Source organism: Pinibacter aurantiacus (assembly GCF_019130065.1).
GTDB lineage: Bacteria > Bacteroidota > Bacteroidia > Chitinophagales > Chitinophagaceae > Pinibacter > Pinibacter aurantiacus.
In genome coordinates, this window is sequence record NZ_JAHSPG010000001.1 from 790,757 (window position 1) to 807,109 (window position 16,353).

12 protein-coding genes are annotated in these 16,353 nt (G+C 42.3%); 4 read left to right on the forward strand and 8 right to left on the reverse strand.

From position 1 onward, the window contains the following. Positions 1–7: 7 nt before the first annotated feature. From KTO63_RS02870 to KTO63_RS02890, 5 genes are all read right to left on the reverse strand, one after another. On the reverse strand, positions 8–2,434 hold the full coding sequence (locus tag KTO63_RS02870; protein WP_217789613.1) for a DUF2339 domain-containing protein: 2,427 nt from the start codon (positions 2,432–2,434) through the stop codon (positions 8–10). A 319-nt stretch (positions 2,435–2,753) separates the two neighbouring features. Then, positions 2,754–3,776: a tetratricopeptide repeat protein gene (locus tag KTO63_RS02875; RefSeq protein ID WP_217789614.1), complete on the reverse strand. Its 1,023-nt coding sequence runs from the start codon at positions 3,774–3,776 to the stop codon at positions 2,754–2,756. A 124-nt stretch (positions 3,777–3,900) separates the two neighbouring features. Then, complete coding sequence (glgB, locus tag KTO63_RS02880) at positions 3,901–5,946, reverse strand: 1,4-alpha-glucan branching protein GlgB (protein ID WP_217789615.1); 2,046 nt, start codon at positions 5,944–5,946, stop codon at positions 3,901–3,903. A gap of 305 nt (positions 5,947–6,251) precedes the next feature. Further along, positions 6,252–7,526, reverse strand: a complete 1,275-nt coding sequence (locus KTO63_RS02885) for a glucose-1-phosphate adenylyltransferase (protein WP_217789616.1) — start codon at positions 7,524–7,526, stop codon at positions 6,252–6,254. A 116-nt stretch (positions 7,527–7,642) separates the two neighbouring features. After that, positions 7,643–9,064 (reverse strand): glycogen synthase, encoded by a 1,422-nt coding sequence (locus KTO63_RS02890; RefSeq protein ID WP_217789617.1) that lies wholly within the window; start codon positions 9,062–9,064, stop codon positions 7,643–7,645. 398 nt (positions 9,065–9,462) lie between these two features. Between KTO63_RS02890 and KTO63_RS02895 the strand changes: the two genes are divergently transcribed. From KTO63_RS02895 to KTO63_RS02905, 3 genes are all read left to right on the forward strand, one after another. Further along, a complete protein-coding gene (locus KTO63_RS02895) occupies positions 9,463–10,914 on the forward strand; it encodes an MFS transporter (RefSeq protein WP_217789618.1) in 1,452 nt (483 codons plus the stop codon). Positions 10,915–11,046: 132 nt separating this feature from the next. Beyond that, positions 11,047–12,006: an ROK family protein gene (locus KTO63_RS02900; RefSeq protein ID WP_217789619.1), complete on the forward strand. Its 960-nt coding sequence runs from the start codon at positions 11,047–11,049 to the stop codon at positions 12,004–12,006. Between the two features lie 219 nt (positions 12,007–12,225). Next, a complete protein-coding gene (locus KTO63_RS02905; RefSeq protein ID WP_232372998.1) occupies positions 12,226–13,128 on the forward strand; it encodes a histone deacetylase family protein in 903 nt (300 codons plus the stop codon). 49 nt (positions 13,129–13,177) lie between these two features. On the opposite strand, the gene KTO63_RS02910 is transcribed toward KTO63_RS02905, so the two are convergent. Beyond that, positions 13,178–14,017 (reverse strand): alpha/beta hydrolase, encoded by an 840-nt coding sequence (locus KTO63_RS02910; protein WP_217789620.1) that lies wholly within the window; start codon positions 14,015–14,017, stop codon positions 13,178–13,180. Between the two features lie 18 nt (positions 14,018–14,035). Between KTO63_RS02910 and KTO63_RS02915 the strand changes: the two genes are divergently transcribed. Continuing rightward, complete coding sequence (locus tag KTO63_RS02915) at positions 14,036–14,794, forward strand: Rossmann-like and DUF2520 domain-containing protein (RefSeq protein WP_217789621.1); 759 nt, start codon at positions 14,036–14,038, stop codon at positions 14,792–14,794. Positions 14,795–14,949: 155 nt separating this feature from the next. Here KTO63_RS02915 and KTO63_RS02920 read toward each other — a convergent pair whose 3' ends face one another. After that, positions 14,950–15,669 (reverse strand): (Fe-S)-binding protein, encoded by a 720-nt coding sequence (locus tag KTO63_RS02920; RefSeq protein WP_217789622.1) that lies wholly within the window; start codon positions 15,667–15,669, stop codon positions 14,950–14,952. A 126-nt stretch (positions 15,670–15,795) separates the two neighbouring features. Then, positions 15,796–16,296 carry a 6,7-dimethyl-8-ribityllumazine synthase gene (ribH, locus tag KTO63_RS02925; RefSeq protein WP_217789623.1) on the reverse strand — a complete coding sequence of 167 codons (501 nt, stop codon included), beginning with the start codon at positions 16,294–16,296 and terminating at the stop codon, positions 15,796–15,798. Positions 16,297–16,353: the final 57 nt, after the last annotated feature.

The window sequence follows — 16,353 nt, forward strand, 5'->3', positions numbered from 1 at the left end:
CGCAATTTTATTCCTGTGATTTATCCTGCACATTGCTTTCAATGGGTTTGTCATCTATAATAATTTTTTTCAGTCGCTGATACATGAACGAGACAGTGAGCAACAATGCACCCAACAAAATGAATGCGGCAATTTTTCCACCCGGTGAAATATTGCTCAGATCATATGCAAATAGTTTGACAATGGTTATTCCAAACAAACACAAGGCAATTATACGCAATGCTTTGAAGTGGTAACGTAACCCAAGCCAAATGATAATGAAAGACGAAATGCCCCACAGTATGCTTAATCCGGCTTTTGAGAATATGCGTTCTGCCATTTGAATCTGATCTTGGTTATGCGCATAACTCCAAACATACAAGTGTTGTATTTCAATGCTCAGTACAATGATCGATACAATTGTTATCGCGCAAGCAAAAGCATTTACAAGCGACCCCATTTCCTTCTTGTGGCCAATCATGTATTTAACAAGGAGACCAATGATCAACAAATACAAAATCACACCCAGCCAGTGCACGATGAAATGTCCCGCTCCTGTATGGTTTGCCAGCATTTCTTTTTCCAGGTCATAAACGGAAAAATTATTGATCAGGTAATACATGAAAAGAACAGCAGGCACCAGAACGCCCACAACTTTCCCAACCTGAATTTTGAAATAACGCAGTACAATAAAACCCACAATTACAAAAGCATGAACGTATAATGGCAGATAAATGTCTTCCAACGACAACGATGGATAGCGATGCCTGAACTGGTAATATATTTCAAGACAACCGCCGATAAAAAGCATCGAGGTGCCTAAAACAATGTAGGCATTCTTTACTTCTTTGTTCGTTATAGAGTCTGCATAGACCGCGCTTTCGTCTTTGCGCATCAATGCGTACATCAGGTACATTGATACCGATACAACAACAGATGTTACAAATCCTTTATTGACAATCACAGGTATCACAACTTCTTTGCCGTATACATTTACCCAATCCCAGAAAAGACTTCCAACGACCAGCAAGGTAATAATAGCAGACGCGATCTTCATTAACTGAATGCCTGATTTTTGATACAGCCAAAACAAAACGACCAGCTCAGCCGCCCAGAACAGCGTGATGTAGTTGCCTTTCAACTGCACAGGTGCAGCAAGCGAAATAAAACTGAGCGTGATGCCAATGAGCAGGTAAATGAAATTGCGATCGACCCCTTGCCTTTTGAATAAAATGTAAGACAAGATCAAGTTGATTAAGCCCAACGCCGCAGTAAACAAGCCGGTATAATCGAAAAGATGCCAATGCTTTAAAAGATAATATCCTGCGGCGAAATAGGCAAGATTAATACTGAGCAGGATAATAAAATCGAATGCTTTGAGTTTGCCCTTTTTAGCAACGTGATAAATGAGATTCATTACCACAAACATGACATAGAAGACGGTTCCAAAAAGAAAAACACCGATGTATGAAAAGGTTGGCGCATCATTTTTGGTAACGATAAATCCGCCATAAATAATTAGGGTAAAAAAGAAGGCGATGAAATTAATTGGTCGCCATTGCTTGTAATTGGCCAAAACAATTAAACCCGTATTTAAGATGGCGAGATATGTGAACAGCACAATATAGTTTCCATCACCCTTGCTCACCAGGAACGGCGTTAGAAAGCCGCCAAGTGTTGCAATGATGCCGAGTTCAATTCTGTCGTACAAAATGGAAATCAGAATAGCAAACACCGTAATAATCACCATGATGATAAACGCCACGGTTTGCGAAAACAAATTGTATTGGTGAAAAGCGAACGCTATGGTGAAATAGAATACAGTAATGCCGCCACCCGCGAGCACAGAGCTAAATGGCCTGTAATTTTCACGTAGTCTATGGGCAAGCCCTTGCAAGATCGCGCCACACAACAACCCAATAGATACTCTTCCAACCTCTCCAATCCATTCCTGGTCGATGGCATATTTTACGAAGAAAGCAATACCTAAAACCAATATCGCAATACCAATTTTATTGATAAGATTTTCACCAATGAATTTTTCTATATCAGGATTTTTGGCAAGCCATTTTGCAAAAGCACTTTCCTGCGGTTCTGCAGGTTTGGCCAATGCAATTGGGCGTGGCGAAGGATTGACCGGTGCAGCTTTTTCTTTCGGTTCATTTGTAAATAAGGCTGGCTCCGGTTTTTTTTGCGGCGGGACTTCTGTCACCGGCTTTGGAACAGGAACAAAGGTATCAGGTTGTTTTGCCTGTTCTTCTTTCTTTTGCTGCGTTGCAGATGGTGAAACTATTTCGGACGAAGGCGCAGTTATTTTGCCTTTCAGTTGTTTGATCTCATTGTGCAGCAAATGAATGGTGTCATCCAATTGCCGGAGGGTCTTTTCATGCCGTGATGCTCTTGTAAGCAAAATGATGAACAGCACGAGCACTAGGAAGAGTAGAAATATTTCCATACGATCCAGGGTTTATCCACGCAAAATAAGGAATAACATGTTACAATGGTAGCGAGGGGGAAATTTGAAAATTTGACGATTTGAGAATTTGAAAATGCTTTCTGTGCATGCCTCTGAGTTCTCGTGCGTCCGCTAACTGTTATGGATAAATGAAAAATGCGCCGGTTGTCGGCGCATTTTCAAAATATTTATGTTGCACGTTTGGAGTGCATCAGGGCGAATGCGATTTGTGAGAGACAGGGCGAATGCAATTCGCCCCTACCATTTTCAATTTTCCCCGCCTGACTGACGCAGTCGGGCAGGAACTTTCAACTTTCAATTACATCGGCATTTTTCTTTCTTCTTTCAATTTCGCCAGTTTAGGGTCCATTGCGATTGCTTTATCGCAAAGCTCCTGCCCTTTTGCGGTATCACCTTTCTTTTGGTAAGCCAGGCCGATCATGTAAACAGCGTTGGCATTTTTATTATCAATGGCGAGGATCTTATCCCATGTTTCTATCGCCATGTCAAACTTCTTCGTGTTGTAGTACACTTCACCTATATTATAAATTACTTCAACATCCTGTGGCTTGCGTTGAAACAATTCATCAAGCAATACCAGTCCTTTATCCCATTGCTTTGTATTCAGGTATGCATTGGCAAGGTTTTGCAAATAATCATTGGTTCTTTTATAACCCTTTGCACCTGCACGTTCCAGCCAGTAAATAGCTTTGTTATCATCAGGAATGGCATAGTATGTTAAGCCTGCTTCATACATCCACAATGTTTTTGTGGAGTCAAGTGCAATTGCTTGCTCATAACAGCCTGCAGCTTTTTTATAGTTGCTCATTTCTATTAAGCTTCGGGCCCCGAGGTATGGCACCTCTGCATTCTTGTTGTCATCTTTGTAGGCCTGTTCAAGAAATTCTAAAGCTTTGCCATAGTTTTCCTGCTCGTAATATGCTTTGGCAATAATGTAGTTATTGTCTGTTCCAACCTTAAGCGTTTTTGCCTGTTGGGCGTACTTAACGGCATCATCCCATTTGCGTGTCCAGAAGTAGAGATTTTTAAGATTGCTGACTGCTGTAGTATCGTCTTTTTTCAGTTCCAGTACTTTCAAAAATGCTTTTTTCGCGTCTTCATATTTACGCATTTCCACGGCAACTTCTCCTAATGCTTTTTGCGCATCGGCATTTTCGGGTTTAAACTGAACTGATTTTTGGAAATTGTTAAAGGCGGGGAGATAACGGCGGGCAATTTTCTCTTCGTTACCCTTTTGGTAAAAATAATCGGAGCTGTCTGTTTGTGCAAAGCCCTGGCTTACAGCTAAAACAGTCAGCACGGTAAATAGTGGTCTTTTCATTGCGTGCAACTTTGGATTTATAAACATTAAGGTTCGGTTCTTGGGATATTGGATCGCAGTGTAAGTTAAGCAACAATCTTGCTTCGACTTACACTTGTTTAAAAGTTTAAATATATTTTAAACTTTATTTTAAAATCACAGCACTTAACGCTGGCAAATGCACATTTATTTCATAAAGTTTGTGCTTTTTATCCAGAATCTTTATTTCGGGAAGTGGATTGTACACGTCGCCGCTTCCCCAATACTTTTGGTCGTTACTGTTAAAAATTTCCTTCCATGAATCTTTTCCGCGTACATGCACTTTCCAATCGAGGTGAACGGTGGGCGTCATGTTTAAAATAACCAGCAAATCGTCCTTCGCTTTTTCACCTTTTCGTTTAAAAACAATGATGGCATCTGAGCGGTGATTGAGGTCAATCCATTCAAAACCATCGGAATTAAATTGTCGTTCGTACAGAGCGGGTTCGTTTTTAAGCAAATGACACAAATCTTTCACGCATTCCTGCATTCCCTTGTGGCTGTCATGCTCCAACAAATGCCAGGGCAACTCGCTTTTATAGTTCCATTCGGTGGTGGCGGCAAATTCATTCCCCATAAACAATAATTTGCCTCCGGGATGTGCAAACATGTACGAATACAGCAATCGCAGGTTGGCGTGTTTCTGCCATTCGTCGCCGGGCATTTTGTACAGCATCGGTGATTTTCCATGTACTACCTCATCATGGCTCAAAGGCATCATGAAATTTTCATCATAATAATACATCATGCTGAAAGTGAGATCATCCTGGTGATGTTGACGGTCGTAAGGATGGCGCTTGAAATAACGCAAGGTATCGTGCATCCAGCCCATCATCCATTTCATACCAAAGCCCAAACCTCCTGAGAATGTGGGTTTTGAGATGCCGGGCCAATCGCTGGCTTCTTCCGCAATGGTTTGTGTATCAGGGAAATCACGGAACAGCGTTTCGTTAAGATCTTTGATGAACGCGATGGCTTCGAGGTTGCCATCTCCACCAAATTCGTTTGGCTCCCACTCTCCTTCTTTGCGCGAGTAGCTGAGTTTGAGCATGGAAGAAACGGCATCTACGCGAATGCCATCTGCGTGGAATTTATCGTACCAAAACCTGGCACTGCTGATCAAAAATGATTTTACCTCTCCTCGTTTGTAATTGAAAATGTAAGAGTTCCAATCCGGGTGAAACCCTTTGCGCATATCGGCATATTCGTATGTATGTGTTCCGTCAAACATGAACAGACCGTGTGCATCATATGGAAAATGTGAAGGCACCCAGTCGAGGATCACGCCTATTTCGGCTTCATGAAATGCATTTACGAGATCCATAAAATCCTGCGGTGATCCGAAGCGTGATGTGGGCGCAAAAAAACCGGTTCCCTGGTAGCCCCAGCTTCCGTCGAAAGGATGTTCCATCACGGGCATGAATTCCACGTGCGTGAAGCCCATTTCCTTTACATAAGGCACCATTCTTTCTTTTATTTGCTGATAAGTGTTGTAAGATTCTTCGTCATTGGCATCAGGCCTCATCCAACTTGCCAAATGCACTTCGTAAACGCTCCACGGGCCATCCAGCTTGTTGTGTTTTTTTCTTTTCTTCATCCATTCCTTGTCGCTCCATTCATAATCAAGTTCCCACGCAATAGATGCAGTTTGCGGGCGTATTTCCCAAAAATGAGCAAACGGGTCTCCTTTGTCAGTCTCTACGCCCTGAAAACCCACGATATGATATTTATAAACTTCGCCGTTTTTAAACCCGGGAATAAATCCCTCCCAAATCCCACTTTTATCCCAACGGGGAAATAAGTTGTACTCAAAGTTTTTCCAGTCATTGAAGTTACCTATTACCGACACGGAAGTCGCATTGGGCGCCCACACTGCGAAATACATTCCCTGTTCTCCGTTGACTTCCAACGCATGCGAGCCGAATTTTTCATACAGGCGATAATTCGTTCCATGTTGAAAATTCAATACATCCTCGTTTGAAAGCAATGTGTAGTTCCATACATTTTTTGACGTATCAATAAAATGTGATTGCTCGTAGGGAAGGTTATTCAATTTGTCTTTCTTTTTAGATGATTTCTTTCGCGTTTTCTTATCATGGCCGTTCGTTGCAACAACCTCTTTCGGCAGCTTATTTTTTACTTTGTCACTCATGGCGGTAGGTTTTGAGAGAGGGAACACAGATTTTCATGATTGTCATGATTTGTTATGATCTCCTGTTTGTAGAAGTTACAACAATTTGTGTTCCTGAAAAAGCGAGAACGCAGATTCTCAAGTTTGTCATGATTTGTTATGATTTTTTGCCTGTTGATTATAAAAGAATCATGATAAATCTTGAAGATCATGAAAATCTGCGTTCTGTTTTTGACAAAAAAGAACGCAGACTTTTCCAATCGTTACGCTTATTAAAATTCAATCTTAATAAATCATGACAATCTTGAAAATCTGCGTTCCTGGTATTAAAGCACAAATCCGTTTGGAATGATCGCTCCTTTCTTAATCACCACAATGCCGTCTTTTACTACATACAAAGGCTCGTCAACGTTGGCCAAATGCGTGCCTCCGTTAATGCGCACGTCATCGCCTATACGGCAGTTTTTATCTACGATCGCATTGTTGATGTAGCAACGGTTACCAATGCCTATGATCGGAATGCCACTCTTTTTAGCCTGCTCCATTTCAGGAATAGTTTCGAAGTAGTCGTTACCCATCACATAGCTGTTTGCAATGGTTGTGCCGCTGCCAATTCTTGATCTTACACCAAGTACACAATTCTCGACACGCGAAGCATTTATGATGGAACCTTCTGCTATCAAAGCCTTTTCCAATGTGGTTCCGCTGATCTTTGCAGGAGGCAACATGCGTGCACGCGTAAAGATGGCGTTGTTGTTGTCAAACAAATTAAAATCAGGCAACTCTTTTGTAAGACCCAGGTTGGCGTCAAAGAAAGAGTGAATGTTTCCGATATCTGTCCAGTAACCATCATATTGGTAGCTGGTAACTTTGTATTTGTCGATGCTTTCAGGAATGATCTCTTTACCAAAATCAGTGGCATCTTTCTTCTCATTTTTCAGCAGATCAAAAAGCAATTTTCTGTTGAAAATATAAATGCCCATTGAAGCGAGATAGATCTTTCCCTGGCGCTGCATGTCAGCCCCGGTGTCGCTTACCCACTCTGGCAACAATTCTTTTTTAGGCTTCTCTATAAACGAAGTGATGTGTTGTTTCTCGTCAGATTTTAATATGCCAAATTCAGGAGCATCACGCTCAGTAACTGGAATGGTCGCAATGGAAATATCGGCACCGGTATCCCTGTGGTGCGTAAGCATTTCAGTGAAATCCATTTGATATAACTGGTCACCCGAAAGGATCAAAATATAATCGCTTTCAAATGGTTCAAGATGTCTCAAACTTTGACGAACCGCATCTGCCGTTCCCTGGAACCACGTGATGTTATCGGGCGTTTGCTCTGCAGCCAGAATATCTACAAACGCGGAACTGAATGCACTAAAGTGATAAGTGTTTTTAATATGCCTGTTGAGCGATGCCGAGTTAAACTGCGTCAGTACAAACATGCGATGTATGTTTGAATTGATACAGTTGGAAATGGGAATGTCGACGAGGCGATATTTTCCTGCAATAGGTACGGCCGGTTTACTGCGGCTCGCAGTAAGAGGATATAAACGCGTTCCAGCGCCGCCTCCCAAAATCACGGCCATCATGTGTTTTGACATATTAATCATTATGAGTTAACAATAGTGTTATTTATGGAGTTGAGAGTGGAGAGTTAAAAAATCCGAGCGAGCTTACAGAGTTGAACAACTCTCAACTCTCCACTCTCAACTCTCAACTACTTCGGCTGCAAAGATTCGTACACCCCAATGTACTCCTCCGCACTTTTATCCCAACTAAAATCGAGTGCCATTATTTTCTTTTTGAGTTCGTTCATTTTGCCTGGCTTGTCCTGCAGTTTCATTGCTCTGTAGATAGCGTTGGTGATGTCGCCAACACTCAGATCATTGAAGACGACACCGTAACCATCAGGTGCTTCGTAGTCAATCACCGTGTCCTTTAGGCCACCTGTTGAACGTACAATGGGAATGGTCCCGTAGCGCATTGCATACATCTGGTTGAGCCCGCAAGGTTCCACTCTGCTCGGCATCAACAGAAAATCTGCTCCCGCATACATTTGGTGGCTCAGTTGTTCGTTGTACCCGATTTTAGAATTGTAGAATCCCATCCACACACTTTTCATGTTCTCCAGCTGGCTCTCAATCCACCATTCGCCATTTCCCAACACAAGGAAGTTCATTTTTGTTCCAATATGGTACAAAGAATCGCCTATGGCACCGGGCAATAATTCGGCGGCTTTTTCACCAACCAATCTTCCAATAAAAACGATCAGCGGTTTATCTATATCCAGTTTAAAAGTATCGCAGAGTAATTTTTTGTTCGCAGCCTTTCCTTTTTCAAAGGTTTTTATGTCAAAATGCGAATCGAGATAAGAATCGGTCGCAGGGTCCCAAACCTTGGTATCTATTCCATTAAGAATACCGACGCATTTCCCTCTTTCAAATTCAAAAAGCGCTTCGAGACCATTGCTGTTGTAACGCAGTTCGTTTAAGTAGTTCGGGCTAACCGTCGTCACCTTCCATGCACACTTAATGCCCGCCGCCAATGGATTAATGACGCCGTTCCATCCCAGCAAACCGCCTGTCCATGAATCCCATGCCGGAATGTAGTTACTTCTTTCCCAGCCCATCCAGCCCTGGTATTGCGCATTGTGAATGGTAAGCACTACCGGCACTGTTGAAAGGTGACGGTATGCAAAACAATGTTGCATCATAAAAGGAATAAGCGAAGTATGATAGTCGTGAACGTGAATGACGTCGGGACGATGCCTCCAAACACTGATCCAGTCTACTACCGCGATTTGGAACGCCGTAAATCGTTCAACGTCGTCATTGTATGAATAGATTTTTTCCCTGTCGAGCAGACCGGGTATATCAACCAGGTAAAGATCAAAACCCAGTTTGTTTGTTTTTTCTTTGATTATTGTGTAGTCGAACCAGCGCTGGCCGAGAAATGTGCCGCTTTTGTGCACGACTTCCCATGTGTTGTCAAACAGGAACTTTGTTCTGTACATGGGCATTACCACCTTGGCAATGTGCCCCGCCTGGTTCTGGTATTTTGGCAACGCTCCTACTACATCGCCCAAACCTCCCGCCTTTGCTACCGGATAACATTCTGCTGATACGTGAATTATTTCCATATGCTCTTCGTTATAAATTGATCCTTATACTAAAAAATGTTCCGTGATTACAATTACAGTAATGCTGACACTAACATGGTGGTGAAAACTAAGTATATACTATCGCTCGCAAATGTGCAATCGGAAACCGGCCCAAAACCCTTTAAAGAAGTGTTCTTTAGCCGCTAATATGATAAAAGTTACTCTAAAATAGTCATAACACAAAGTACAGCGGAAAGTATAGGTTTGTACATTGATATAGGCAGTTCAATTTAAGAAGGATTTGCATTCGAAATGCATTTGCATTAAAAAAAAATTACTTTATGAGTAAAATGTTTATTCTTTTTATCGAAATCAGTTTAATGTCGTGAAAAACAATTTATTTTTAAGCCCTCAATTTAACAACAACAACAACTAGTATGAGTCAACAAACGAAGTGGTCCCAGTTTGGAACGCTGGTCACTGTATTCTTCTTCTGGGGTTTCGTAGCCGCGAGCAACGATATCCTTATTCCAGTTTTCAAAAAAGCCCTTGACCTTGCCCCATGGCAATCTCAATTGATCTCGGTTGCTTTCTATGTGGCCTACACTGTAGGTTCAATAATTTATTTCGGTATTTCCAGAGCAAGCGGTGGTGACATTCTAAACCGCATTGGTTATAAAAATGGTATATCCCTGGGCTTGATCATTTCCGCCGTTGGTACCTTGTTGTTTTATCCTGCGGCGCAAACGGCTTCTTACGGCTTATTGCTTGGCGGACTTTTCATAGTTGGTCTCGGCTTCTCGCTACAACAAACAGCCGCCAACCCGCTGGCCATTGTGATGGGTGATCCCAAAACCGGTTCACAGCGTTTGAGCATGGCTGGTGGTATCAACAATTTCGGTACTACCATCGGACCATTGCTTGTAAGCTTTGCTATATTCGGCAGTGTTTCTGCAGGTAATACAACCGCAAGTATTGAGTCTGTAAAAACACCTTATCTTATACTCGGCGCCGCTTTCATCGTGGCTGCCCTCATCTTTAGATTCTCCTCTGTACCTAACAAAATACACACGGTATCCGATGATGTCGTAGAAGATCCAAAGGACCATCTTTACAAAGACAGAGGTTCCGTTTTCAAATACCCTCAACTTGTGCTGGGCATGATAGCTATCTTCATCTATGTAGGTGTTGAAGTATCTACAGCATCCAACCTGCCATTGTTTATCGAAAAACATTTAGGCCTTGATACCAGCCAGGTAGCTCCTTATGTTTCCCTTTACTGGGCAAGTTTGATGATTGGCCGTTGGACAAGCTCTGTAGGCGCTTTCAACCTGAATAAAGGAATTACCAAAATACTTGGTTTTATCATGCCTTACCTGGCATTCCTTGTTTTCATTATTGCTAATAAAATTGCCGGTCATGATGTGGTTCCTTTCTACATTTATGCCGCTGTGATTGTTGCAATGATCATCGGTGACTACTTTAGTAAGGGCAACCCCGCACGCCAGTTGCTGATCTACTCTGCTCTTGCCATAATAGCACTCATTATTGGCATGCTGGCTGATGGTATGGTGAGCACCTTTGCATTTATCAGCGTTGGTTTGTTCTGTAGCACTTTGTGGCCTTGTATTTTTACCCTGGCTATTGCAGGCCTTGGAAAACATACCAACGAAGGCGCAAGCTTCCTGATTATGATGATTATGGGTGGTGGTCTGATCCCATTGCTACAGGGTGTACTGTCCAGCGACGCTATTTTAGGCATACAATACTCTTACGTAGTGGGAGTTGCGTGTTTTCTTTACCTGGCTTTCTACGCCGTAAAAGCAAAATCGCTGCTCAAAGCACAAGGTATAGATTATGATTCTCTAGAAAGCGCAGGAGGACATTAGACTGTTGTGACGTACGAAGTACGGTGTACGAAATACTTTAAGGAGTTAAACCAAAATGAATTTCGTACACCGTACGCCGTACATCGTACATCCTTTCCTATCTTCGCGCATTACTATAAACCAACTTTACAAATGACTTCCTTAGCAATTGGTATAGATATCGGCGGAACAGGTACCAAATTTGGTATTGTAGATCGCAATGGCAACGTGTTATTTTCCAGTGAAATTTCCACTAAGAAACATTCCCATGTAGAAACATTTATCGATGAATTATATGATGCAGTTTTCGAACTGATTAATAAAACAGGTGGTGTTGGACGAATGAAAGGTATTGGTGTTGGTGCTCCAAACGGCAACTTCTACACCGGAACAATTGAATACGCTCCAAATCTTCCATGGAAAGGCATAGTGCCCCTTGCAAAATTGCTTGAGAATAAATTTCAATTGCCCGTTACACTTACCAATGACGCCAACGCAGCAGCAATCGGCGAAATGATGTATGGCGCGGCAAAAGGGATGAAAGACTTTATAATGATCACCCTCGGCACAGGTGTGGGCAGTGGCATCGTGGCGAATGGTCAGTTGATCTATGGCCATGACGGTTTCGCCGGAGAACTTGGCCACGCGGTGGTTATTCCTGATGGCCGTTTTCACCCGGGCACTGGCAAACACGGTTCCCTCGAAATTTACGCTTCTGCAACAGGTGTGAAGCTGACTGCGCTTGAACTACTAAGCAAAAGTGCTGAAGACAGCCTTCTCAGAGTGGTTCCGGAATCAGAAATGGATTCTAAAAAAGTGTATGACGCAGCCATCAAAGGCGATAAGATCGCAAAACAAGTTTTCGAATATACCGGTAAAATTCTTGGTCTGGCGTTGGCAAATGCAGTAATGTTCTCCAGCCCGGAAGCAATTATTCTTTTCGGCGGACTTACCAAAGCGGGTGACTTTATCCTGCGTCCTACGCAAGAGCACATGGAAGATAACCTGATCAAGATCTTCCAAAACAAAGTAAAACTCATAGTGAGCCATCTGAAAGAATCTGATGCTGCGATATTGGGTGCAAGTGCTTTGGTGTGGAATATGGACAAATGAGGGCCAATTAAGAATTAAGAATTAATAATTCTTTCTGTGCTGCATAAAACGTAATCAGTATTACTCAAATAGTTTTATAGAAGGGCATTGTTCACTTGAATAAATGCCCTTTGTTTTTGTAGAAAAACATGTCTTAAACACTGTGTAGCACCCAAACAAGCGCAATTGCTTCAATTGGCTGCACCTATTAATTTTTAATTATTAATTATTAATTCGCTTATGGCGCTTATCGCTCACTCCGCCATCTACTCCCACCCTCTCCCCGAAGGGCATCGCTTTCCGATGTTGAAATATGATCTGATTCCCGAGCAGTTGCTACATGAAGGTGTGATTACAAAGAAGAATATTTTTGAGCCAGTGGTTTGTCCGAAAGAAACTGTTTTGCTAACCCACACGGAAGAGTACTACAACAAACTAATCCATCAAACGCTCAGCGCAAGCGAACAAAGAAAGATTGGTTTTCCGCAATCACCACTATTAACAGAACGTGAACTGATCATTGCCCAGGGAACAATTGATTGTTGTTACCATGCGATGAAAGACAGCGTGGCGCTGAATGTCGCTGGTGGCACACATCACGCGTATGCAGACAAAGGCGAAGGATTTTGTTTGTTGAATGATATGGCAATTGCAGCAAATTATTTACTGCATAGAAAAGAAGCAACAAAAATCATGATTATCGACCTCGACGTGCACCAGGGAAATGGCTCTGCCAAAATATTTGAACATGAACCACGCGTCTTCACATTCAGCATGCATGGCGCACACAACTACCCTTTTCACAAAGAAAAATCAGACCTTGATATACCGTTACTGGACGGAACAGACACAAACACCTATTTGTCCATTCTGCAAAACACTTTGCCAGGCTTGCTTGACAAGGAGAAGCCACAATTCGCTTTCTTTCTCTCCGGTGTTGATATTCTTGATACTGACAAATTCGGAAAGCTAAAAGTGACAATAGCAGGTTGCCGCCAAAGAGACGTATTTGTGTTTGAAGAACTAAAAAAAAGAAACATTCCCGTAACCGTTGCCATGGGCGGCGGCTACTCCGCCGATGTAAAGAAAATTGTGGAAGCGCATTGCAACACTTTCAAAGCCGCTATTGATATTTATTCGTGAGTAGATGAAAGGAGAATCCGCTGTCAGGCTGAGCTTGCCGAAGCCTTAATCACAAAAAATCAATCACCGCTTTCACTACTTTTTCGTCGTGGTATATTTTCCGATGCCCCAAACCCTTTGTAGTTATGAATTGTATATGACCATGATTGGCATTGATCACAGGGATCACATCACTGTAAGGCGTTACATCATCATCTGCATCATGTATCCACAATATTTTTGCCTTGATCGTTTTTACCGCTCTTGCGATGGAATATTCAGAAGAATGCTTGCCACCTTTTTCGATAATAATATCCTCAAATTCTTTTCTAAAGGAATCATTGAGATTCAGCGTTGTGAAAAAAAGATCAATAGCGCTTGAAGTTTCCGTTGCCGGAGCAATGAGCGCAATCTTGTAATCCTCGCAATGTTCAATTTTTTCAAGGAAATGGGTGATCGCCAAACCACCGAAAGAGTGTGCTACAAAATTTTGAATGGGTCCAAACTGGTTGAAAGCGGCTTCAATGGTTTTTACATACAATGGCAACAATATCCTGTCGCCGCCAGACTCGCCATGCGCCGGAGCATCAACCGCCAATACCTCATATCCTTTATTGATAAGCAATTGAATAAAATGATCGAAATTTTTACTGGCGCTCTGAAAACCATGGAGAACGAGAACCTTTTTGCCTGCTCCTTTGTTCCATCTGTACGCCATAACAGGAATATTGTCAACCTGCATGGGCAGTCGCTCTACCTTATCAAACAGTGCAGATTGTTTTCGCGATCTCGATACCGGGCTGCTGAAAAGATCAAAGGCTTTTTCAGCTGCGCGTTTTTTCGAAACAACAGAAATAAGTTTCAGCTTGCTGCTGATGTAGCGGATCGCAAGTTTTTGTTTTAATTTCATCACCCCAAAATTAGTGCAATGAACATTACGATTATAGGAACAGGCAATGTTGCAACTGTTGTAGGTCACAAGCTTTTACGAGCATCTCATAAAATCGTAGAGGTGTATGGAAGAAGCAATGAAAAAACGGGTCAACTGGCAAAGGAATTGAAAGCCACGCCCTGCTACGATTGGAGTGACATTTCTAAAGATGCGGATCTGTACATCATCGCTATTTCTGACAATGGCCTGTATGAACTACCCGATGATTTTCGTTGCGATAGCCTCGTGGTGCACACCGCAGGGTCTGTGAGTAAAGACGTGCTCAAAAAAATCTCGCCGCGTTACGGTATTTTTTACCCATTGCAGAGCCTTAAGAAAAACAGCGATGCGGATATTGAAATCCCGTTTCTTGTAGATGCCAATACCAATGCAGATATCAGCGTATTGATCGAATTGGGAACAACCATCAGTGAAGAAGTGGCAATTGCAGATGATAATAAAAGATTACACCTCCATGTAGGAGCAGTGATAGTTAATAATTTCACCAATCATCTGTTTACCTTGGCAGATGATTATTGCAGACACCAGAACATTAATTTCGAATTGTTATTGCCGCTTATCCGGGAAACTGTAGGCAGACTTGAGGCCAACGCTCCCGCTACAATGCAGACCGGCCCTGCAATTCGCAGAGATGTGACGACGATAGAAAAACATCTTCAATTACTCCAGCACGAACCGCAACTAAAGAAATTGTATAAGGTATTTAGTGATGAAATAATGGAGAGGTATGAATAATTGAGAGTTGAGAATGGAGAATGGAGAGTTCTTTATAGCCATGCATTCAATGATCATGGCTAAATGTAGTATCTTCAACGATTACATTTTTCTCAACTCTCAACTCTCAACTCTCAACTCTCAACTCTCAACTCTCAACTCTCAACTCTCAACTATTACCATCCGCTTGCCAGCACATCCGCCAAATGAATCGTCTTGATTTTATTGCCTTTGAAATTGCTGCGCCCACCAATGTGCATGAGGCAGGAAAGGTCTGTGGAGATAATGTATTCCGCTTCTGTGGCTACCGCATTAGTAATTTTCTGGTCGGCCATGGCCACAGAGATTGGTTCAAATTTTACCGCAAATGTGCCACCGAAACCGCAGCAGGTTTCAACATCGTTCATTTCAACGAGTTCAAGTCCTTTTACATTTTTCAGCAATTTGCGCGGCTCCTGCTTGATCTTGCATTCACGCAAACCTGCACAGGAATCGTGGTAAGTGGCCTTTGCGGGGAAGGTCGCGCCCACATCTTCCACCCCCAACACCTTTACAAGAAACTCAGAGAATTCGTACAAACGATTTCCAAGGTTCTTCACCTCATTGTGAACGGAAGAATTATCGAACAGTTTTGTATAGTAATTTCTTACAAAGCCAGTGCAGGAAGCACTTGGCGCAACGATATAATCAGTTCCTGAAAAGTCTTTGAGGAATTTGGAGCAAACCTCTTTCGCCTCATGCTGGAACCCTGCATTAAAAGCCGGCTGCCCACAGCAGGTTTGATTCTCGTTATAGGAAACCTCACAACCAAGTTTCCGCAAAACCTTCACCATATTGAATGCCGTTTGCGGATACAATTGATCAACGAAACAAGGTATGAATAGTTGTACGTTCATGTCAGGAAGTTGTTAGTTGATGGTTGTTGGTTGTTAGGGAGTTGAAAATTGAAAGTTGAAAGTTGAAAACGCCTAAATGTCGAGCATTCCATTTTCAATTTTCAACTTTCAATTTTCAATTAAAGATCAGTGCTCAAAACTTCTCTTCAACGCAATCATCTTCAACGCTGTAATCGCCGCCTCTTCTCCTTTGTGACCATGCACACCGCCTACTCTTTCATCGGCCTGTTGCTGGTTATCTACTGTCAACACACCAAAAATAACAGGTACAGGTAGCTGAAGGTTCAGATTCACCACACCATCTGTTACCGCTTTGCATACATAGTCGAAATGCGGCGTATCTCCGCGCAATACAACACCTAGCGCAATAAATGCATCGGGTTGTTCGTAAGAGTTTTCTTTCGCTTCCCAGTAAGCTTTTACGCCAAAAGGAATTTCAAAAGCGCCGGGCACTACGATCGTCTTTACATTCTCTATGCCTTGTTCTGCAAAAACTTTTCTGCAGCCATCTTCAAGCTTGTTAATTGTGACTGCGTTCCATTCTGTTTTCACAATAACAACACAGGCATCCTTTGGAAGAATGCCTGCATTTATTTCTAGTAAACTACTGTTTGATACTGTTGCCATTTCGAAATTTAAAATTCAAAAGTAAAAAGTAAAAACGAGTTGCATTTTTGATTTTTC